The organism is Hassallia byssoidea VB512170 (assembly GCF_000817785.2).
In the GTDB taxonomy this organism is placed as follows: domain Bacteria; phylum Cyanobacteriota; class Cyanobacteriia; order Cyanobacteriales; family Nostocaceae; genus Hassallia; species Hassallia carrinoi.
In genome coordinates this window covers 23,400-43,277 of the sequence record NZ_JTCM02000036.1, presented here as the reverse complement: position 1 = coordinate 43,277, position 19,878 = coordinate 23,400, and the positions used below count along the sequence as shown (strand labels likewise).

Here is a 19,878-nt window from a genome sequence, read left to right as displayed (position 1 = left end):
TATTTAATTGAACAATATGGGTAGGGAAACCCCATCCCTACCGATTTCATGGTTTGAGAACAACTTTGATGCAGTTATCCTCTTTTTGTTGAAAAATGTGGTAGCCGTGAGGTGCTTGTTCCAGGGGTAATTGATGGCTAACAACCACAGATGGATCTAATTTTCCATCTAAAACTAGCTCTAGCAACTTGTGCATGTATTTTTGACCATGCATTTGTCCCATCCGGAAAGTCAAGCCTTTGTTAAAGGCTGCACCAAAGGGAATTTTATCAACAAAACCACCGTAAACACCCATAATTGAAAGGGTGCCTCCTTTACGACAAGCAAGCATCATTTGCCGCAGTACGTGGGGACGGTCTGTTTCTAACCGCAGCTTTTGCTTTGTCTGGTCGTAAAAGTCTTCAAAACCGACACCGTGCGCTTCTAATCCCACAGCGTCGATACAAGCATCGGGACCGCGACCGCCGGTCATTTCTTTTAAAGCTTCGCCGGCATCAACTTCTTCATAGTTGATAATTTCGGCTTTGGCGAAATTTTTAGCCATTTCTAAGCGTTCCGGAAAGCGGTCAATGCCGATAACTTTTTCAGCACCCATCATGTAAGCGCTAATCATGGCGAATTGTCCGACAGCACCGCAACCCCAAACGGCTACAGTATCACCAGGTTGAATATCGCATAATTCTGCACCCATATAACCGGTAGGGATGGCATCGGAGATAAAAAGTAACTTTTCATCGGGTATATCTTTGGGGACTTTCACCACACCGACATCGGCAAAAGGTACGCGGACATATTCTGCTTGTCCGCCGGCATAACCACCGAAGGTGTGCGAGTAGCCGTAAATTGCTGAAGTGATACTGCCAAACAACTTTTCTTCCATCCAACCGTTTTGGTTGGAGTTGTCGCACAGCGACCACATATCACGCTGGCAATAATGACAGTTACCGCAACCGATCATCGAAGGAACGACAACGCGATCGCCTATTTTTAAATTACTTACTGCATTACCAACATCAACCACTTCCCCCATGAATTCGTGACCGATAATGTCACCTGATTGCACAGTGGGAATATAGCCACCATAAATATGCAAATCCGATCCGCAAATTGCCGTTGAAGTAATTTTGACAATAGCATCACGCGGGTTGATAATTTTCGGGTCTGGCACCGTTTCCACCCGCACATCATTAGCACCATGCCAGCAGACTGCTTTCATATATATATTTTGGAGTAGGGAGTAGGGAATAGGGAGTGGGGAGTGGGGAATGGGGAATGGGGAAGAGAAGGTAGAAGGAAAAAGGTAGAAGGCAAAAAATATGAATTCTTATTTTTACCTTCCCCCTACTCCCTACTCCCTACTCCCTACTCCCTACTCCCAATTACCCACCTTTTGGTTGTCCTTCAGTTGTGGCAATTTCGCCAGCTTCCATTAGCATTTTGAAACGGCGTAAATCATCACCAATTTGTTGTTCTGGTTCTTCACCAAAAAGTTTGGCAAATACAGATGCGATCGCTCCACCTGGCGGGCTATATTCAAGAACAACCTTTACTTCAGTACCGCGATCGCCTGGTGCTTTCTTAAAGCGAATAAAACCAGAATTCTCCACATCAGCACCTTCCACCGAAGCCCAAGAAATAAACTCATTTTCTCGGTCTTCCAATATATCTGCATCCCATTCCACACTACTATCCAAAGGTGCATTCGCAATCCAATGCGACCTTTTATCATTTTGCACAGTCACAGATTTGAGATGCTTCATAAACCTCGGCAGATTCTCAAAATCGTGCCAAAAGCGATAAAGTTCATCCGCAGGCTTATTTATCGTTACCGTCTTTTCAACCTTAATAGATTTACTTATACCAATCGCCTCCTGTGCTTGCTGAATCGTGCTTTGCTTAGTTACACCTTGATACACCAAACCGCCCCCAGCTACAGCCATCAGCACCCCGCGCAAAGAACGCTGACTTAAACCCATCAGCACCATCGCCCCACCACCCAAAAGAGACGCCCAACGCTCAGTTTCACCAGCCTGGGCGCCTTCACCCTTACTCAACTCATTTCCCGAACTCGAAGCCATATTTTTATCCCCTTCTCTCCGTAAAAATAACCACCAAAACCCAAAGACCCTCTTTTTATCTCTTTCTTGGTGCCCTTGGCGTCTTCTCCCGAAGGGAGAGGCTAGCGCCAAGGCGGTTCGTTAAAAACACTACATCGACATAGCCGCACCCGTCGTCGGCTTCGCAGGCTTCACATCCAGCCCCATCCGCGTTTGATACAACTCTACCAATCGCTGTTCAGAAGTCACCAAATCATTGTAAATATCCGTAAACAGCGCAGTAGCTACCGGGTCAGTATACATAGCACACAAATTGCCAATATCACCGATACCCGTTTGCACATCACCCAAAGCCGATCGCAATTGAAAAATATCATCACTTCCGGTCATAGCCGTTTTCACCTTCGCGTATTGATTCGCGATATTAGCGGCTAAAGAAGGTTTCTCACCCAACCTGTCAAGATAAGTTTCCAGCTTAAGAATGTGACGTTGTTTATTAGTAATTATCTCTTGAAACAACGCCTTAACTTGAGCATCTGACTCTTTCTCAAAATACTTCTCCAAAGCTTCCAACGAATAACGCTCACCAGCAAGAGCAGTATTTACACCCTTGACAATATCACCCTTAGTTGAACCACCCCAAGCATCAGCCAGCTTCCACCATTCCGCGCTTGTATCATTCTCTTGAGGTAACGCAGCATCCTTGCCACCGTAACCCAAACGACTCAAGATAGCTGTGGTGAAAATTGCCAAATCTCCAGGTTGACGCGAGGTAATCAAATTTCCGTCAACAACCAAAGGTTCATCAACATACTTTGCACCCGCATTAATCATATCCTTGCGGATAGCGCTAAAACCAGTGGCTTGTTTACCTTTGAGCAAATCACCTTCAATCAAAACTTGCGGTCCGTGACAAACTGCCGCTATCAATTTACCTTGCTGCATCGCTTGTTGAACAAAGCGGACAGTGTTGGGGTTGCGTCGCATGTGGTCGGGTGCCATTCCACCGGGAATTACCACCGCATCAAATTCCGAGGCGATCGCTTCCGTAGTAGTTCCATCAGCTTGCTGAGAAACTTTCCCTTGTTTGCCCTTATACTTTTCATTCATCCGGGCACCGAGGACAACAACCTCCATCCCCGCTTGTTTTAGCCCATTATAAGGAACTTGAAATTCCGCATCCTCCACCCCATTCTCAATCAGGATAGCGACTTTTTTCTTACCATTATTAAAATTTGCCATTGAATCACCTCTTAAATTTTTTATTACCGTAGTGAGCGCTTCAGCGCTCAAATCTTCTCAAACCTTCTCAAATCTTCACTGCGAAACCACAGTTGAACCCGCTGCAAATATCTCCGCATAATCTGGTGAAAAATTAGCTTGCAAATCTGCAAACTCACCCGGACTTACAGCACTTTGCAACACAGTAAAAACAGCCCGGACATGCATCGCAGCAGCAGTGGGTTCTACATTTTCCTTCTCACTCACCATCTTGATAAACTCTTCCAAGCCAAAATGCTGACCATTTTCGCCTTCACGACCGCGCAAAAATTCGCCTAATTCCTTTGGCAACTGTGAAGCCAAATCCTTACCTTCATCACCCACAATCCGTTCTCGAATAACTTCCAACGTAGCACGAGTAGCACGTTCTGCCTCTTCACGGGAATCTAATTGAGCAACGCTTTGGACATGTTTAATAAACTGGTCGTATTTCACTTTCTTCCTCCACTTCTAAAAAATAATCAATGCTTTTTGGAATTTTTAATTATTCAAAATATGATATCTACTACTTGCTTACCATTCGCAATTTTCAGCTAATCAGCTCGGTTTTATTTTGTCAAAAAATCTAATTTTCCTTAATAATTCTTTAATTTTCAATGACTTGAGCAGGAATTCACATTTTTAATAGTATGCAGCAACAGTTATCTTCACTTCACTCCAAAGGGATAGATTTTTTTCCATCTCAAGTAATACATCCCTAGGGAGACAAGCCAGATGAGGGAAAGCGTTATTTTGGAGATGCAGAAATATTTATAATTATGGCGGATCAACAACAAGTAGATTTAGAAGCTCAACTCAACCGTGTAGATCCAGATAAGGAACTTGAATCCGAAGATAATTTACCAGAAGAAATTTCCGACCTACCACAGGAAATTACCGAATCCTATGGTACTGGTGTCAAAGAATCACCAGGGTATAATGTCGGCGGACGAGAAATGGAAGAGGAGTTGGATGAGTATGCTACATATGCCAGTCCAGAATTAACTGGAGGTGATGTTGATGCCGGTTGGCAACAAGCAGCAATGGTAGGTGATGAAGCTGTTGGTGGTACTGCTTCCACTCCCGATCAAGATATTGTAGACGAAATTGGTGCAGCTGTAGGAATAGAAATGGATGATGCCGCGTTTCTACGGACAAGCGAAATCTTAGAACAGCGCGACGATAGTCGCTGGGAGTTAGATCCCACATCTTCTGAAGATTATGGAGACAGGAGGGAGTAGGGGGACAGGGGAGACAGGGAGACAGGGGGACAAGGGGACAAGGGCACTCTTTGGAGACAAGGGGACAAGGGGACAAGGGGACTCTTTGGAGACAATTCTTTCTCCCCCTCTCCCCATCTCCCCATCTCCCCCTCTCCCCACTCCCCACTCCCCACTCCCCACTCCCCACTCCCCACTCCCTACTTAAGTGTCTGAGTATCTTTATTCTCTAATCCTTCTTTAGAGTGATCGAGGCGTAATTCACCTTTGGGTGCAAAGCGCATCCACAATGGAGTTTCTGAACCGGCAGATCCTTTGGCGACGGTGACGCCACCATCAGCTAGCCAGAGTGCGCCGGTGACGTAGCTGGCTTCGTCGGAAGCGATGAAGGCGTACACATTTGCCATTTCTTCTGGTGTACCGCGTCGCGCTAGTGGTGTACCTTCAATCAGGGATTTTTCCATCTTCGCGTCCATTGGACCGGTTTCTTTGTGCGTCCATGCAGTATCAATTGCACCGGGACAGACACAATTAGCACGGATACCGTGTTTGGCTTGTTCGACGGCTACACCTTGCATGAATGAATGCATCCAACCTTTGGTACCGCCGTATGTTGTGTTGTATGGTAAGCCGTTGAAGCCGGCTTCGGAACCCGCTGAGACGATGTTTCCCCGCGTTTTTTGAAGGTGGGGAAGTGAGAATTTTGTCATCAAAAACGCTGAACGAAGATTCATGCGAATTGTGTCATCAAATACATCGATGGGGTAATCTTCTGTTTGAGCCGTAGCCAGAAAAACTCCAGCGTTGTTGATTAAGATATCTAACTTGCCGTAAGCATTGATTGCAGTTTGCACGCAGTTTTTAGCGTGAAACTCTTGGGAAACGTCTCCCGCGTAGGCGATCGCTTTACCGCCATAATGTTTAATCGACTGCACTACATCTTCAATCGGATCGCTTGGTAATCCGTTGACAACCACCGATGCACCTTCTTTTGCAAATTTGTGAGCGATCGCTTCTCCAATACCAGCACCAGCACCAGTTACTATCGCAACCTTACCCTCTAAACGTCTATCCATCGATATATCTCCTAAAACTAGGGCATGGGGAGTGGGGAATGGTGAGTGGGGAGTGGGGAATAGGGAATTGGTAATAGGGAATAGGGAATTGGTAAGAAAGGAGGGGGAAAGGGGAAAGGGGAAAGGGAAAAACTCTTCTTCCTTTACCCTTTTCCGTTTTCCCCTCTTCAAAAACCCATTGCCCATTGCCCATTGCCCATTCCCCATTCCCCATTCCCAATTATTCTTCTCTTTGATTTAGATACATCTGTCTTCAGTAGGGTTAAACCCTCGATGTACCTTTGATAGGGTTGCAATAGCAATCATTTAATCGCAATCGGAGTTTGTTATGACATATACCCAAACCAACGATCCAACAATTCGCGAACATGTCCAAGCATGGCAAGCCTTAGACGTAGACGATCAGCTTGCTTTGTTCTGGTTCGTTTACAAAGAAATGGGTAGCTCAATCACCCCAGCAGCACCCGGAGCAAGCACCGTTTCTACTGAAATTGCCGAAGGTTTGTTTAATCAAGTCAAAGAATTATCCCACGAAGAACAACTACAACTTCAGCGCGATTTGATTAATGGTGTAGATAAGCAATTAACTCGTGAATATGGTTCTTTGGGTGAAACCACCAAGCTGTTATTTTGGTATCGGTTAGCTCAAGGCATGGAAAACGCTACTATCATTCCTATGCCTGCTAGCTATCAGCTTTCTTCTGCACCCCAAGAACTGTTGAATAAAATTAAGCAACTTGGTTTTGAGCAGCAAATCACTCTCTTCCGTGATTACGTTGCCCCATTCGGTGCAGAAGCCAAAGGTGGCGCAGAAGTCTAAAGCTTTGAGATTTTCGATAAGTAGCCCAAGCCGCGCTACCTAACAAGTTTCAGACAAGGTTTAATTCCCCCCTAGTTTCGAGCGGCAACTTAAGCCGCTCGGACTTTTCCTTTGAGGCAACATACCTAATTCTCCGAGCTCATAAGTAGACCAAATTAAACGTCAAACCACAGATAATAAACACTCGATGTTTATCTATGATTTTCAGTTTCGTATTCGCATTTGATATCATGTCCGCATAATTAGTTATGATTCCCAGAGTCATTGCACCCCACCCCGATCAGCCCCTCCCCGCTTGCGGGGAGGGGAGACAAAGCTACGATGAGAGCGGGGTGGGGTTCTTCTGGTTTAATAAGTAATCAACCGGACATGATATGACAGCCGGATTACCCTTTAGTTAATGTTCAATATTATCGGTGAGGTTTGACAAAAAGTTACCTCTCTCTTATGGCTGGATTATAAATAATAATCTTTAATTACGTTTCTACCTTTTAATAGGGAAATAACTAGGAATTAATTTTTAACCTGTATAGAAGCATAACTGAGAAGTTGCAAATATACGTTGTAGATTTGTTAAAGTTTTTTTCCAAACACACAACCAAATTACAACAACCACAGATGCATCACTAACAAGCTCGGAGGGTCTATGACTTCTACAAATGTTAATCCATCACAACAAGCTGTATCAGCATTTCAGCGATTGAAGATAGACGATCGCCTAACAGTACTGGGGTTACTTTTAACCTCTTTTGCTGATAAAATACCTGCAAATGTTACAAATTCCTTGCCAACAGAAAAGGCTGCGGAGTTAGTAGCACAAGTTCAAAAACTGTCCTCGGAAGAACAGCTATTCGCTTTGCGTGACTTGCTACCAGCAAACAGACGCGACCAGGACGAAGTAATGCTCGATCCAAATCCCAGCAAAGCGATGGCTGAACTCGCTCATGGTGGAAATAAAATTTCTACTGGTGAATATGGTAACATGCAACCTGAAGCTAAATTAGCTTTCTGGTATCTACTAGCAGAAAGATTAAGAACCGCAATCATGGGTTTATCAAGTCAATCTCAACCTTCTCAACAAGCAACAGAAGTGTTGAACTCTCTGAAGTCATTAAATACTGACGATTTAGTATCTTTCCTGACAAAAGTGCTGTAATCCGAAGTTTTAACTGAAGTGTAGGGTGGGTATTGCCCACCTCTACAAATCAAAATATAATACTTTTTTGAAGACCATTTTTCTAAATTCTAGTTAATTTGAGGTGTTTATGACTTCTACGAATACCAATTTTATCGAAGTAGCTGTATCAAAATTTAAAAATTTAAATGCAGACGATCGCCTAGCTGTACTAGCATTGCTTTTTACTCAAGTTTCTGAAGAAGTTCCCGCCAGCGCTCTCAATTGTATGCCGAGTGACGGAACCGCAGATTTGGTAGCAGAAATTCAAAAAGTATCCCACCCAGAACAAATAGTAGCTTTGCGTCAGTTACAAAATCAAGAAGGCGGAGAAACAGCAATTTCTACTGATAGTTATACCTCAATGGATGCTGAATGTAAATTGGCTTTTTGGTATCACTTAGCCCAAAATTTAGGCGGTTCAGTTGTGGGTATACCACTTGATTATATACCTTCAGAACCAGCAGCAGAAGTGTTGGATTTATTGCAAATGGCTAGTACCGAAGAAATAATGTCTTTTATGCAGCAAGTACTTTCATAAGCTGAAGTTATCATATCCTCGTTCCCGGTCACTGACTGGGAATGCACTCAAGAAAATAATTTAATTAAATACACAGTAAAAGATTATGGTGCAAACAAAAACTGTTGAACGAGAAAATATTAAAAGAAAGCATTTAGTTTCCAGTCTGATAACTGGTTTAGTAATCGGTACAATCTTAGGTACACCTATCGGCTGGTTTGCTCATCGATTTTATTATCAGCAAAATTTAGCTCGGACATTGATTTGTCGAGAACAAAATAGCAATAAACCAGCAGCAATTGTTGATGAAATTTGCGGTTCCAGATTCTAACGAAAGTGAATTATGGTATATTCTCCCGAACAGACGAAAAGCGCAGATGAAAACCTCAAAGCGCAAAGGGAAAATTTAGGGTTACGTCGGGTTAGTATACTGCTAGCTTTGATTGTCTTTATTAGTTTCTTGGCATATCAAATTGATATCGCTATTCCCGGAACACCAAGTATTAACAATACATATACACCAATTACCCAACCGACAGCACAAGAAATAAATTCTTATGATGTGTTGGGTAAAGTTGTCAGTAAAAATGAAGCTGCAAGTTTACTGAAAACAGATGAAGGCAAACAGCAACTATCAGCAGATAATGGTGCTGTAGCTATCACTGAAGATTTGATTAAACTTGGTCGCAAAGCTTTTTATACGGAAACCTTTGGAAATGAGGTTTTCTTTACTGATGTAACTGGTGTTTTGAATGGACCGTTGAATGTTGGGAATTTAGCTTATGCGATCGCCTCTCTTGGTGGCAAGTCTACCACAAATCTGCAAGTGACGATGGATCGAGATATGCAAGTAGGCGATCGCACTTTCAAAAAAGGTGATATCCTCAACACCGGACTTGACGTACCCGCAAATTCTCTCTTCCCCTTGGGAATTGTTACTCATATCAATCAAGGTAAAATTCGCGTTGGTGTTACTTGTGCTGCGTGTCATGCGGCTGTCGATCAAGTCACCGGACGCATCTTAGAAGGCGCACCAAATAACGACTTAGATACCGGTTTAATTATCGCATTAGCCAGTAATTCAGCCGCTTGGTTTCGGCAAACTGGTGTAAATCCGCAAACAATGCGCCGTGGTGAAACTACTTATATGAAAGCGGATGGTAGGCGATACCGTCTACCGGATATCAAAGCCTTAGAAAATGCCGTTGATGCAGAATTATTAACTTGGTCTCCCGGCAACTTTGACTCAACCGGCGACAATGTTAACAATCCTTCGCAAAATCCATCTTCCTATACTTTTGCCGCATATCCTTACGGCTGGAGTGGTAACGCGGCAATTGGTTGGTTTCACGGACTCACCACACTTAACAGCAACGTTCACGCCACAAACTCAGATTTGACAACCGGTGCTGATGCTAGTCAAAAGTTATTAGGTATTGACAAAGAAACCTACTTAGGCATCATTTTGCAAAACTCCGCCAATCCAGCCTTCAGATTACCACAAAACGCCAAACCATCAGAATTCTTTGAGAAAATCGATCCGACTCCTGGCACACCTGCAATGAACGAAGTAATTAAAATGCCAGGATTTCCCAAAGGTTCACCATTCATGCTTGATGGATTGATGGCAAGTTCACCTGGTTTGCCAGTTGCAGCACAACTTAACGGCATGTCAGCGTTTCAAAACTCCCTCGCACCACCGCCAAATCATTCTACCAACTCAGAAGCAGTCAAGCGAGGGGCAGCGATTTTCACAAAAGCGGGGTGCGTTGAGTGTCACAGCGGCAGGTATTTCACCAACAATCACGTAATTGCCGAATCAGAAATCAAATCTCAACCTTCACGCGCTAAAGCACAAGCAGCTTTCGCCGGCAACTTCACAGAACCGCAGACTTACCCCAGCAACGTGCGGGTTCCCTTGCCAGAAAATCCCTTAGTGCTGAATGTTCCCAATATCATATCCGAAGAAGACTTCAAACTAGCATTTGCCATTGGTAACGCCGGCGGTTACAAAGTTCCTAGTTTGATAGGATTAGCCGTCACCGCACCATATTTGCATGATGGTGGTGTTGCAGCCACAAAAGAAGCAGTCCTAGTAGATAAAAACGGCTTAAAAATCGTTAATTCCGAGCAATTGGGACTTACAGGGACTTCCTTAAAAAACATTGCCCCAGATCCAAGTGCAAGTTTGCGCGTGCTTGTAGATCGTAACTTGCGTAGGCAGGTAGTTTTAGCCAATCATGCTAATTCCAACTTGCAAAAGTCCAACGCAGACGGTAGCGGACATAATTACTGGGTTGATAAACAGGCTGGTTTTGATATTCAAGACCAAACCGACTTGATAGAATTTCTTCTTTCATTAGACGACAATCCCGAAATTATTCCACCTCAAAGTCGCTAGACAAACAAAATACCTCTGCAAGCAGCCCACAGCCTAAAAACCTGTGGGTTTCTCGTATAACCGTAGTAAGCGATTTATCGCTTATTTGAGGCACTAAAGTGCCCACTACGAAAAAAACTACTCCAGAATCTGATAGAAACCTGACAAAGCTGGGAATAATAAATCTGTCTTAAAAAACTAGGCTGGGTGCGTTTGTAGCGTCTGAGATTTGGAAATCTCCAAACATCAGTAAAACAAATCACTTTTTTAGTTAATATTACAGAGATTGAGGTATTCCCGATGAGTCAGATGAGTAGAGACGATGTGCGTGAAAGACTTGGAAACGTCGATCAGATCCGCGACATTATTTTTGGAGCGCAAATCAGAGACTACGACAATCGATTTAGCAAGATGGAGTCAGACATACAGTTGTTTCAAAAAGAGATGCGTAGCCATGTCGAACAACTGAAAGCTCATTTTACAGCAGAGTTAAAAGCGGCAGTTGAGTCACTAGATAAAAAGCACAAGTCACTTAGTCTTACCACCCAAGAAGAAGCTGCTGACTTGCGACAATTAATAGATCGCTTAAACAAAAAATTTTCCGGTAGCGTTCAATCTCTTGACGAAACGCTAGATAGCCAAACTACCTCAATTCGAGAAGAACTGTCTCAAGCCAAAGACTTACTTCAAGATGATATCTCAGCTTTGCGAGATTTAATTTTAGAAGAACTAGAACGACGCTTTTCAGATTTGAGAGACAACAAAGTTTCCCGTGATGATATGGCAGAAACTTTGTTTGCTTTGGGAATGCGATTGAAGGGAACAGAATTTATTCCCAAGCTACAAGAAGCAGTGGAAGAAAAGAGCGAGTATCCCTCAATTCCACTATTAGAAACTACAAAACTTTCAAAGGTGTTAACTCACTCCAACGGTAATGTGGAAATACATTCCTAATTTAAACCTGAAATCAAGCTATAGCTTGATGCAAAATCTGTGTTATTTCAAATTGCTTAAATAATATCATGTCCGCATAATTAGTTATGATTCCCACAGTCATTGCACCCCACACGCCAGGTGCTTCAAGTCGGCAGAGCCGACGGCAGGTGCTTCAACGGAGGGAACCTCCGCAACGCACTGCCTCCCCAACGCACTGGCTCCCCTTTATCCCCTCCCCGCAAGCGGGGAGGGGAGACGAAGCGTAGCTTTGACGGGGTGGGGTTCTTCTGGTTTAATAAGTAATCAACCGGACATGATATAACACACAGAAGGCAAAATTTACAAACATGACTCAGGTGGAATCGATGACTCAAGATGAAGCTGTACAGCTTGATAACTTTCTGAATTTGCTTGTTGAGCTTAATATCATCGATCCACATGAGTCAAGTTATTCTATACTACCCGAAACTGTTGAAGAGGATTTTTATCCAGACAAACTCGAATCAGAATCTTCTGTTATTTATTTAGAAGCAACTCTTGAGCATCCTAATTCATTCGAGCAACCACATTTGGATAATGAATTGGAAAAAAATACTCCACTAATTGCAAATTGGGAGCCACATTTAGACGAAACGAATCAAAATAGCTCCCAAAACACAATTGATGCTTGGCAAAAATTACAAGAGCTTTTAGTCGGGACAGAATTAACAGATTTAAACAATATTGCGGCAAGCATTCAGCAAAACTTAACTAAGCTGGAACATCAAATTTATGACCCCAAAGAGTTAATTAATCTACTGCTTCCATCGATTTCTGAGCTTTTGAGGCTGAAAATTAGCGAATCAAAAGAGGAAATAGCACAAATAATTGCCCCAATCGTCGATCAAGCTATTCGCAGTCGGAGTGAGGAGGATAAAAATAGTATGGGTTCAGCTTTAGCTTCGGCTGTTCCTATCGCTATTACCCAGCAGATTATGATTGCACCAGAGGAAGTTTCAGACGCATTTGCTCCGACAATTGGACGAGCGATAAAGAAGCAAATCGAAATTGAGGAAAATATCGTTGTCGATGCACTTTACCCAATTATTGGTAGTACCATATCTAAATATATGGCGGAGACAATTCACGCCATTAATCAACAAGTTGAAGAAACTCTTAGCGTTGAAGGAATAAAACGTAAAATTCGCGCCAAGTTACAGGGAGTTTCTGAAGCAGAATTAATCCTCAAAGAAGCGCTACCGTTTACTGTTCAAGCCATTTTTTTGATTCATAAAGAATCCGGTTTGGTTATCTCAGATATTCAACCTGAAGATGGACAAAGGTTAGAGTCAGAGATGGTAGCAGGAATGCTGACAGCGATTCGCACCTTTGCCAATGATTGTATCACTCAATCTGGAAGCGTTTCCGAACTAGATGCAATTAACTACGGTACATCGAAGATTATTTTAGAAGTTGCTGGATATTGTTATTTGGCAATTGTTATACAGGGAGAAGCAACTCAAGAATTTATCTGGAAAATGCGAGAAACTCTCGCTAAACTAGTTAAAAATTACGGAAAATTAATAGAACAATTTGACGGCGATTCAGATACAATTCCTAGCCAGATTCATACAACTTTGTCAACGCTAAAAGATGATTATCAAGGTAAAAATAAAAAAAATAAACCATCGTCTCTACTTATATTAAGCTTAACAATTATTAGCGCCATTTTCATTCCTTGGGGCATTTGGCGATACAATAATCAAGTAATTCGTTCTATTGAAAATAAAGCTTCCTTGGCTTTAGCTTCGACACCAGAATTAGCCGTCTATCGTTTAACAGTAAAGGAGAATCACGGTAAACTAAAGCTGACTGGAAGATTACCCAATCAAGTTTTGCGGAGTAAAGCCGAACAAATTACTAAAGCAACTGCTCCCAAATGGTCGATTGACAATCAAATTATCTCAGTAAAAGTACCACCAGACCCTGTATTAGCTGCTGCTGAGGTGAAACGAGTCACCGCAGTTTTAAATCAAATAGACGGTACAACAATTTCTGCTCAATACCTCGCTGGTAAAGTTTATGTTCAGGGTACTGTCAACCAAATTGCAGATGCAAAAATCATTACTCAGGCATTTGAGCAAATCCCTGGTATCAATTTTGTATCTAGTGCAGTGCAAATAGAAAAAGTGGGGGTTGCAGTTCGATTTTATTTTCAACCAAATTCAGCAACTGTAATATCTGCGGATTTAGAAAACAAGGTTAAGCAAGTCAAATTTTTCTTAGAACAACATCCGATGAAGCATTTAAAAATTATCGGTTATAGTTATTCAGTTACTAATACTATTCTAGCCCAACAATTAGCACTAGCACGAGCAAAAGCTGTACAACAAGCATTAATTAATCAAGGTGTTGAACCATCTCGTTTACAAGTGGTGGCAACCACAAATTTACCACCAGGAATTGATATGACTCAACCTTCTTGGCTAAATCGCTGTGTTGTTTTAGAACCGATAGACAAGTAACTTGAGATTTAAAATTGAAGATTTGATTTATAGTAGTTTTTATTCCTGTAAGATATATTCTATTTTTGGTTTGGTAAAAATATGTCCACAATAGCTAAAAAAATCTGTCTAATAGGTGATTATGGTGTAGGCAAAACTAGCCTGATTCGCCGATTTGTAGAAGGACAGTTCAGCGATAAGTATCTTTCGACTGTCGGAGTCAAAATATCTCGTAAATTAATTGATTTTTCCGACAAAGACGCAGAAAATACGCAAAACTTACAACTGATTATCTGGGATATTGAAGGTAATAATAAATTTAAGTCAATTGCTCCAAGTTATTTTCAAGGAGCTAAAGGAGCGGTGATAGTTGGTGATGCAACAGTACAAGAAACGCTCAATCATCTCTCTGAACATATTAAAAACTTTTTAGCTGTAAATCCGAAAAGCTATATTATCATTGCCTTGAATAAATCAGATTTAATTGAAACCGAGTATCTAGAAACTCTCCGACAACTATATCAATTTAGCGAACAAAATTATGTAATAGCCACCTATTTAACTTCTGCTAAAACTGGCAATAATGTTGAGGAACTTTTTCAAGTTTTGGCTCAAGCTTTAATGCAAGTAAATTGAAATAACTTAATGCTCCCGCGAGGTATTTATGAATTCATTGTTGACAAATCTGCTGTCTTTGCGTCGTATTGAATATTTGGTTATTGACCAGAACTTAAAGATTTTGGAGATGTCTTTGGGAGTAAATCGTTTTGTTGATATTTACGATGAAGTGCAGTTAGGTAAGGATATTCGGCTTGTTTTTTCGGAATTAGAGGGACTTGAAGATGTTTTTGAAGCGATTCTACAAGGAAAGCAAGATAATTTTGAATTAAAAGGAATCATGCGATCGCTACAGCATGACCATCCTTTATATATTAATATTTGTATTATGAATATACAAGAATATTCTGAGAATAAGTTAATGATTATTGTCGAAGATGTCACAGAACGAATGGTTCTGGAACAATCTTTAATACAAGGAACAAATGAGGCAAATCTTTTATTACGTACCTTAAAAGCTTCTAAGCAATATATTGACCAAATTGTTACATCAATGGCAGATGCTTTGTTAGTAACAACACTATCAGGCAACATCAAAAAAATTAATCTTGCCGCACAAGCTTTATTGGAATATTCCGAAGCTGAACTTATCGGTCAACCTATCTTCAATGTGATTAAATTAGTTAATGATTTTAATTTTAAAATAGAGGAAGAATCAAATATTTGTAATGCCGTACTACCTATTCCCTTAATGAAAGAGGTAGAAACTGTTTGTCAAACCAAGAGTGGAAAAACAATTCCTGTTGCCTTTTCTTACTCAATAGTTCAAACAGAAGTTGAGCATTTCCAGGGTTACGTTTATATTATTCGAGACATGACCGAACGCAAGCAAGCAGAACTTGCTAAACAGGAATTCTTAGCCATGATTAGCCATGAAATTCGCACTCCCATTACATCAGTTACTGGGATGGCTAGTTTACTATTAAATAGTGAATTAACAACACAACAGCAAGAGTTTGTTAAAACTATTTACAGTAGTGGTGAGGCTTTACTTAAAATTATTAACGATATCCTTGATTTTTCTAAAATTGAATCAGGCAAACTAGAACTAGAGGAGCAACCTTTCAATCTGCGAAGTTGCATTAATGAGGCTGTTTCTTTACTTTGGTATAAAGCTCAAGAAAAAGGCTTAAAACTCATTTTTATAGATAATCCTGAGCTTCCTCAAATAATTGTCGGAGACATTACGAGACTGCGGCAAATATTGATTAATTTACTTAATAATGCGATTAAATTTACCGAAACTGGGAGCGTAAAAATATCAGTAATAACTCGGAAATTAATTACTAAAAATACTTATGAAATTCAGTTTGCTGTCACAGATACAGGAATGGGGATACAGCGCGATCGCCTTGAGCGTTTGTTTCAAGCATTCAGTCAAGTTAATGCTTCAATCACCCGTCAGTACGGTGGTACCGGTTTGGGACTTGCGGTTTGCAAACAACTTTGTGAGTTAATGGGTGGCAGAATTTGGGTAGAAAGTGAGCAAAACTTAGGTAGTAAATTTTACTTTACGATTATTGCTGCTGCTGTTGAAGAAAAAGTGGAAAATAACAAAAATGTAGCAAATGATGCCCTAATTAATACTCACATGGCAGAGGAACATCCTTTGAGAATACTGTTAGTAGAAGACCACGTTATTAATCAAAGGATGATAAAGATGATGTTGCAAAAAATGGGCTATCAGCCAGATGTTGCAAACAATGGTAAGACAGCACTTTCTGCGCTGCGTCATCAACTTTATGACGTGGTATTAATGGATGTGCAAATGCCAGAGATGGATGGTTTAACAGCTACTGAAATTATATACCAGGAGTGGACACCGGATACCCGTCCTCGAATTATCGCACTCACAGCAAGTGCAATGTCGGGAGAACGCGATCGCTGTTTGGCATCTGGTATGGATGATTATCTTACCAAACCAATCCGCATTCAAGAACTGATGCAGGTACTAAAAAAATGTCAGCCACTGATTTCTGAGAAAAAGATAATGAAAGAACTAGAGAACCAAGAAACAATCAACAATCCGATTCATCCTGCTGCTTTATATGAAATTTTACAAATAGCAAGTTTCAATTCATCTATTGATGGGCTGGAATTTCTCTTTGAAACTATTGATTGTTATCTCGAAGATACCACTAGACTTTTGCTAGATATTCATCTTTATTTAGATCAAGCTAATTATAAAGCACTTCGGCGAGCTGCTCATACACTTTCTTCTACTAGCGCTACATTAGGTGCAGTTAATTTAGCAACATTATGTACAAAATTAGAAATAATGATGGTAAATGAAGAATTCATAAAAGCAGCAGCGCAAATTTACCTGATTGAAGAAGAATATCAACAAGTTAAAATTGCTTTAGAGAACGAGCGGCAAAAATATCAAAATCGAAGATAATTGGCAGCATCCCAAATGTGCGTTTTTTAACGTAGTAACGGCTGAAGCCGTTAAAATTTTTGTTTTGAGCGGTAAACCGCTCACTACAAACAAAGGAGTATTTCATCAAGTTTGTTGAAGGGGAATTTCAATCCAGAATTCTGTGCCTTTGCCTGGTTCTGAAATACACTTCATCACACCACCATGCTTTTCAACAACAATCTGGTAACTGATTGCTAGTCCTAATCCCGTACCTTTACCTACAGGCTTGGTTGTGAAAAATGGGTCAAAAATCCGCTTTTTTACATCTTCACTCATTCCTAAACCATTGTCGCCAATGCAAATTACTACATGAGATAACTCTTTTAAAAGTTTAGTAGAAATCCGAATCGTGTTACTTGGAATTGGTGAATTATTTTTATGTTCTATTTCCCCTAACTTCAAAGCGGAGATTTCTTCTACTTGCATTTCTCTTGATTCTCTATTCTTGTCTGCTAAAGCATCAATGGCATTGCTGATAATATTCATGAAGACTTGATTCATCTGTCCGGCATAGCATTCTACTAGTGGCAATTCCTGATAATTTTTGATGACCTCAATCCCCGAAAAGTCAGCATTTGCTTTCAATCTATGTTGCAAAATTAATAAAGTACTATCTATGCCTTCATGCAAATTAACCGGCTTCATTTCCGAATGGTCTAGGCGCGAAAAATTGCGTAAAGACAGCACTATTGAGCGGATGCGTTCTGCGCCTACTTGCATTGATGACATAATTTTCGGTAGGTCTTCTGCCATAAATTCTAAATCCATCTCTTCGGCTTTAGAATCAATTTCTTTGTTAATTTGAGGATAGTGCAACTGATACAAACTTATCAGTTCGAGCAAGTCTGTAGTATATTCGGTGGCATGAGCAAGATTGCCAAAGATAAAGTTAACAGGGTTGTTAATTTCGTGTGCTACACCCGCTACTAATTGCCCTAAACTAGACATTTTTTCGGTTTGAATTAGTTGTGTCTGGGTATGTTTCAGTTCATCCAATGTCTGCTCTAACTCTACAGCTTTAGCTCTGGCTTTAGCTTCGGCGCGACGGCTTTGTTCATAAAGTTGTGCTTGCCCGATCGCGATCGCTGCTTGATCTGCCAGTTGTTGCAATAGTTCTATTTCTGCATCCTGCCAATTTCTCGGAGTATTACACTGATGGGCAACGAGTAAACCCCAAAGTTGCGTACCCATCTTAATTGGTACAATTAAGTTTGCTTGCACTTGCATACATTGCAAAAAGTCTTGATGGCAAGCACTCAAGGAAGCTGTTGAGACATTGTTAATTGCTCTTACCCTTCCGCGCAAGTAAAGACGGGCATACTCATCAGGAAAGCATTCTGATGGCATTTCTACATTCAAAACAGACTGCCAAATATCGTTGACATCTTCTACAATTATCGTACCGCTATTATTATCTAAAAGCTGATAAATCAGCACCCGGTCTGTAACTAGCAGCTTGCGGACTTCCCGGACGATGGTTTGCAGAATTGTCTTGAAGTCGAGTGTGGCACGGATTTGGTCTGTAATCTGCTTGAGTGCTTTGGCAAGTTGCAATGATTTTTGCAATTCAGCAGTTTGTTCTTGCACTTTTTGTTTCAAGTTAATATTCAGCGACTGCACTTGTTGGTAGGTTTGCTGCTGCTGAATTGCCATTGAAAAGTGATGAGATAAAGCTTGCGCTAATTCGATTTCTTCATCTTTCCACTCAGGTGCTTGCCCTTTTTTTTGCTCTCGCCAAACATCAAAGGAAATCTGAGGTAGCAATTGTTGCTGGTTTTGGTCGCGGTGTCCTGCCCAGAGAATTTCTGTGTCAATTTCATTGCGGAAAATACTTAAGACGCCAATAAAGTTTTGCCGATAACGCAGGGGAATTACTAAGAGTCCGCGAATCTGGGTAGAGCGAAAGGCAGCAGATAAAACTCGCAAACCCGATACTTTGTAAATATCGGTAATTGCCAATATTTCGCCGTTTTTGGATTTACTTAGCCAATTTTGCCAGACGGGATGCTGTTCGAGCAAGCTGTTTTCTAAGTTAAACAGTTGTGGCTGGTCGCCCCAAGTGTATAATTCTTCACTCTGCTCAATGTAAAGTCTGCCACCTGCCCCATCAAAGGTAGTAATGACGGCTTCTAGCGCTGCTTGCACTTGGATGGTGGGTAGTGTATGCAACAAGGTGGTAACTTGATTTACCATCGCTTCTCGCTGTTGTTTGGCACGAGTCTGGGTGAGTAAGTTACTTTGGGCGATCGCGATCGCAACTTGATCGGCAACTTGTTGTAAAACTTTCAGTTCCCGCTTCAAAATTGTTCGCGGTGTACTGTGGTGCGATACCAACAAGCCCCACAGTTGCGGCTTTGCTAATTGTGTTAAGTCTTCATGTATGATTGGTAGTACCAGCGAAGACTGCACGCCCATTGCCGTTAAGTATTGAATATGGCAGGGATCTACCCGTCGATAGTAGATATTCTCGCTTTCGGGGGATTTGCCAGTTATGGATGATTGTAGCGACGATAGCCCAATCCTGCCGCTTGGCACATCGACAATCGAACGTTGTCGCGCCGAAAGAAACAACTCCCTCGCTTCTGGTGGAATATCACTTGCGGGAAAGTGTAAACCCAATAGCGACGGCAAGCGCTGCTGGTGTATCGATTCGGCAATAACTTCACCATTGCCATCAGCATCAAATTGATACACCTTTACTCGGTCTGTTCCTAAAAATGAACGAACTTCTTCAACCGCAGTCGCTAGTACCTCTTGCAGGTCGAGCGATCGCCTAATCCGGTTTGTCATCCGGTGCAGTAAATTTTCTTGGTCAAAATTTTGCTGTAAATTAGTCGATTTATCCGTATATGACATTGCTTATATACACCCATTCTAAAATATAAAAATATTTTTAATTGTATTGTGTCAAAGGA

Annotated in this window: 18 protein-coding genes; 12 read left to right on the top strand and 6 right to left on the bottom strand. The window is 41.3% G+C overall.

Translation table 11 applies throughout. The features are described 5' to 3' along the window. Positions 1-46 precede the first annotated feature (46 nt). From PI95_RS16960 to PI95_RS16945, 4 genes are all read right to left on the bottom strand, one after another. Entirely contained in the window at positions 47-1,216 is a 1,170-nt protein-coding gene (locus PI95_RS16960) for a zinc-dependent alcohol dehydrogenase (protein ID WP_039738528.1), read from the bottom strand. A gap of 163 nt (positions 1,217-1,379) precedes the next feature. After that, a complete protein-coding gene (locus tag PI95_RS16955) occupies positions 1,380-2,078 on the bottom strand; it encodes an SRPBCC family protein (RefSeq protein ID WP_039738526.1) in 699 nt (232 codons plus the stop codon). Between the two features lie 129 nt (positions 2,079-2,207). After that, complete coding sequence (locus PI95_RS16950) at positions 2,208-3,299, bottom strand: DJ-1/PfpI/YhbO family deglycase/protease (RefSeq protein WP_039738525.1); 1,092 nt, start codon at positions 3,297-3,299, stop codon at positions 2,208-2,210. A gap of 75 nt (positions 3,300-3,374) precedes the next feature. Further along, a complete protein-coding gene (locus tag PI95_RS16945) occupies positions 3,375-3,773 on the bottom strand; it encodes a DUF2267 domain-containing protein (RefSeq protein WP_039738523.1) in 399 nt (132 codons plus the stop codon). Positions 3,774-4,096: 323 nt separating this feature from the next. Between PI95_RS16945 and PI95_RS16940 the strand changes: the two genes are divergently transcribed. Continuing rightward, positions 4,097-4,558, top strand: coding sequence for a DUF6335 family protein (locus tag PI95_RS16940; protein ID WP_039738521.1), 462 nt, complete (start codon positions 4,097-4,099; stop codon positions 4,556-4,558). Beyond that, positions 4,539-4,745: a hypothetical protein gene (locus tag PI95_RS16935; protein WP_163518953.1), complete on the top strand. Its 207-nt coding sequence runs from the start codon at positions 4,539-4,541 to the stop codon at positions 4,743-4,745. Before PI95_RS16940 ends, PI95_RS16935 begins: the two co-directional genes overlap by 20 nt. Here PI95_RS16935 and PI95_RS16930 read toward each other — a convergent pair. Further along, positions 4,738-5,820 carry an SDR family NAD(P)-dependent oxidoreductase gene (locus PI95_RS16930; protein WP_236117084.1) on the bottom strand — a complete coding sequence of 361 codons (1,083 nt, stop codon included), beginning with the start codon at positions 5,818-5,820 and terminating at the stop codon, positions 4,738-4,740. The genes PI95_RS16935 and PI95_RS16930 overlap by 8 nt on opposite strands. A 121-nt stretch (positions 5,821-5,941) precedes the next feature. Between PI95_RS16930 and PI95_RS16925 the strand changes: the two genes are divergently transcribed. The 10 genes from PI95_RS16925 (at position 5,942) to PI95_RS16880 (ending at position 16,942) form a co-directional block, all read left to right on the top strand. Further along, positions 5,942-6,433: an orange carotenoid protein N-terminal domain-containing protein gene (locus PI95_RS16925; RefSeq protein ID WP_039738517.1), complete on the top strand. Its 492-nt coding sequence runs from the start codon at positions 5,942-5,944 to the stop codon at positions 6,431-6,433. Between the two features lie 646 nt (positions 6,434-7,079). Then, positions 7,080-7,589 (top strand): orange carotenoid protein N-terminal domain-containing protein, encoded by a 510-nt coding sequence (locus tag PI95_RS16920; protein WP_039738516.1) that lies wholly within the window; start codon positions 7,080-7,082, stop codon positions 7,587-7,589. A 109-nt stretch (positions 7,590-7,698) separates the two neighbouring features. Then, positions 7,699-8,148 carry an orange carotenoid protein N-terminal domain-containing protein gene (locus PI95_RS16915; protein ID WP_039738513.1) on the top strand — a complete coding sequence of 150 codons (450 nt, stop codon included), beginning with the start codon at positions 7,699-7,701 and terminating at the stop codon, positions 8,146-8,148. 85 nt (positions 8,149-8,233) lie between these two features. Next, positions 8,234-8,458, top strand: coding sequence for a hypothetical protein (locus tag PI95_RS16910; protein WP_039738512.1), 225 nt, complete (start codon positions 8,234-8,236; stop codon positions 8,456-8,458). A gap of 12 nt (positions 8,459-8,470) precedes the next feature. Continuing rightward, a complete protein-coding gene (locus PI95_RS16905) occupies positions 8,471-10,528 on the top strand; it encodes a di-heme oxidoredictase family protein (protein WP_201280489.1) in 2,058 nt (685 codons plus the stop codon). Between the two features lie 279 nt (positions 10,529-10,807). Beyond that, positions 10,808-11,461, top strand: coding sequence for a hypothetical protein (locus PI95_RS16900; RefSeq protein ID WP_039738511.1), 654 nt, complete (start codon positions 10,808-10,810; stop codon positions 11,459-11,461). Positions 11,462-11,547: 86 nt separating this feature from the next. Then, on the top strand, positions 11,548-11,709 hold the full coding sequence (locus PI95_RS16895) for a hypothetical protein (protein WP_163518952.1): 162 nt from the start codon (positions 11,548-11,550) through the stop codon (positions 11,707-11,709). Positions 11,710-11,790: 81 nt separating this feature from the next. Next, the gene (locus tag PI95_RS16890) at positions 11,791-13,947 is read left to right on the top strand and encodes an OmpA family protein (protein WP_052324706.1); all 2,157 of its coding nucleotides are present in this window, start codon (positions 11,791-11,793) and stop codon (positions 13,945-13,947) included. 81 nt (positions 13,948-14,028) lie between these two features. Further along, positions 14,029-14,562: a Rab family GTPase gene (locus tag PI95_RS16885; RefSeq protein WP_039738510.1), complete on the top strand. Its 534-nt coding sequence runs from the start codon at positions 14,029-14,031 to the stop codon at positions 14,560-14,562. Positions 14,563-14,590: 28 nt separating this feature from the next. After that, positions 14,591-16,942 (top strand): ATP-binding protein, encoded by a 2,352-nt coding sequence (locus PI95_RS16880; protein WP_039738509.1) that lies wholly within the window; start codon positions 14,591-14,593, stop codon positions 16,940-16,942. Between the two features lie 105 nt (positions 16,943-17,047). Here the strand turns inward: PI95_RS16880 and PI95_RS16875 are convergent, their stop codons facing one another. Then, positions 17,048-19,819: a GAF domain-containing sensor histidine kinase gene (locus PI95_RS16875; protein WP_039738507.1), complete on the bottom strand. Its 2,772-nt coding sequence runs from the start codon at positions 19,817-19,819 to the stop codon at positions 17,048-17,050. Between the last annotated feature and the right edge of the window lie 59 nt (positions 19,820-19,878).

Excerpts from the sequence above, each read along its gene's own strand:
- PI95_RS16960 (WP_039738528.1), bottom strand. The coding sequence starts at position 1,216 with ATGAAAGCAGTCTGCTGGCATGGTGCTAATGATGTGCGGGTGGAAACG.
- PI95_RS16955 (WP_039738526.1), bottom strand. The coding sequence starts at position 2,078 with ATGGCTTCGAGTTCGGGAAATGAGTTGAGTAAGGGTGAAGGCGCCCAG.
- PI95_RS16950 (WP_039738525.1), bottom strand. The coding sequence starts at position 3,299 with ATGGCAAATTTTAATAATGGTAAGAAAAAAGTCGCTATCCTGATTGAG.
- PI95_RS16940 (WP_039738521.1), top strand. The coding sequence starts at position 4,097 with ATGGCGGATCAACAACAAGTAGATTTAGAAGCTCAACTCAACCGTGTA.
- PI95_RS16935 (WP_163518953.1), top strand. The coding sequence starts at position 4,539 with ATGGAGACAGGAGGGAGTAGGGGGACAGGGGAGACAGGGAGACAGGGG.
- PI95_RS16930 (WP_236117084.1), bottom strand. The coding sequence starts at position 5,820 with ATGGGGAATGGGCAATGGGCAATGGGCAATGGGTTTTTGAAGAGGGGA.
- PI95_RS16925 (WP_039738517.1), top strand. The coding sequence starts at position 5,942 with ATGACATATACCCAAACCAACGATCCAACAATTCGCGAACATGTCCAA.
- PI95_RS16920 (WP_039738516.1), top strand. The coding sequence starts at position 7,080 with ATGACTTCTACAAATGTTAATCCATCACAACAAGCTGTATCAGCATTT.
- PI95_RS16915 (WP_039738513.1), top strand. The coding sequence starts at position 7,699 with ATGACTTCTACGAATACCAATTTTATCGAAGTAGCTGTATCAAAATTT.
- PI95_RS16910 (WP_039738512.1), top strand. The coding sequence starts at position 8,234 with ATGGTGCAAACAAAAACTGTTGAACGAGAAAATATTAAAAGAAAGCAT.
- PI95_RS16905 (WP_201280489.1), top strand. The coding sequence starts at position 8,471 with ATGGTATATTCTCCCGAACAGACGAAAAGCGCAGATGAAAACCTCAAA.
- PI95_RS16900 (WP_039738511.1), top strand. The coding sequence starts at position 10,808 with ATGAGTCAGATGAGTAGAGACGATGTGCGTGAAAGACTTGGAAACGTC.
- PI95_RS16895 (WP_163518952.1), top strand. The coding sequence starts at position 11,548 with ATGATTCCCACAGTCATTGCACCCCACACGCCAGGTGCTTCAAGTCGG.
- PI95_RS16890 (WP_052324706.1), top strand. The coding sequence starts at position 11,791 with ATGACTCAGGTGGAATCGATGACTCAAGATGAAGCTGTACAGCTTGAT.
- PI95_RS16885 (WP_039738510.1), top strand. The coding sequence starts at position 14,029 with ATGTCCACAATAGCTAAAAAAATCTGTCTAATAGGTGATTATGGTGTA.
- PI95_RS16880 (WP_039738509.1), top strand. The coding sequence starts at position 14,591 with ATGAATTCATTGTTGACAAATCTGCTGTCTTTGCGTCGTATTGAATAT.
- PI95_RS16875 (WP_039738507.1), bottom strand. The coding sequence starts at position 19,819 with ATGTCATATACGGATAAATCGACTAATTTACAGCAAAATTTTGACCAA.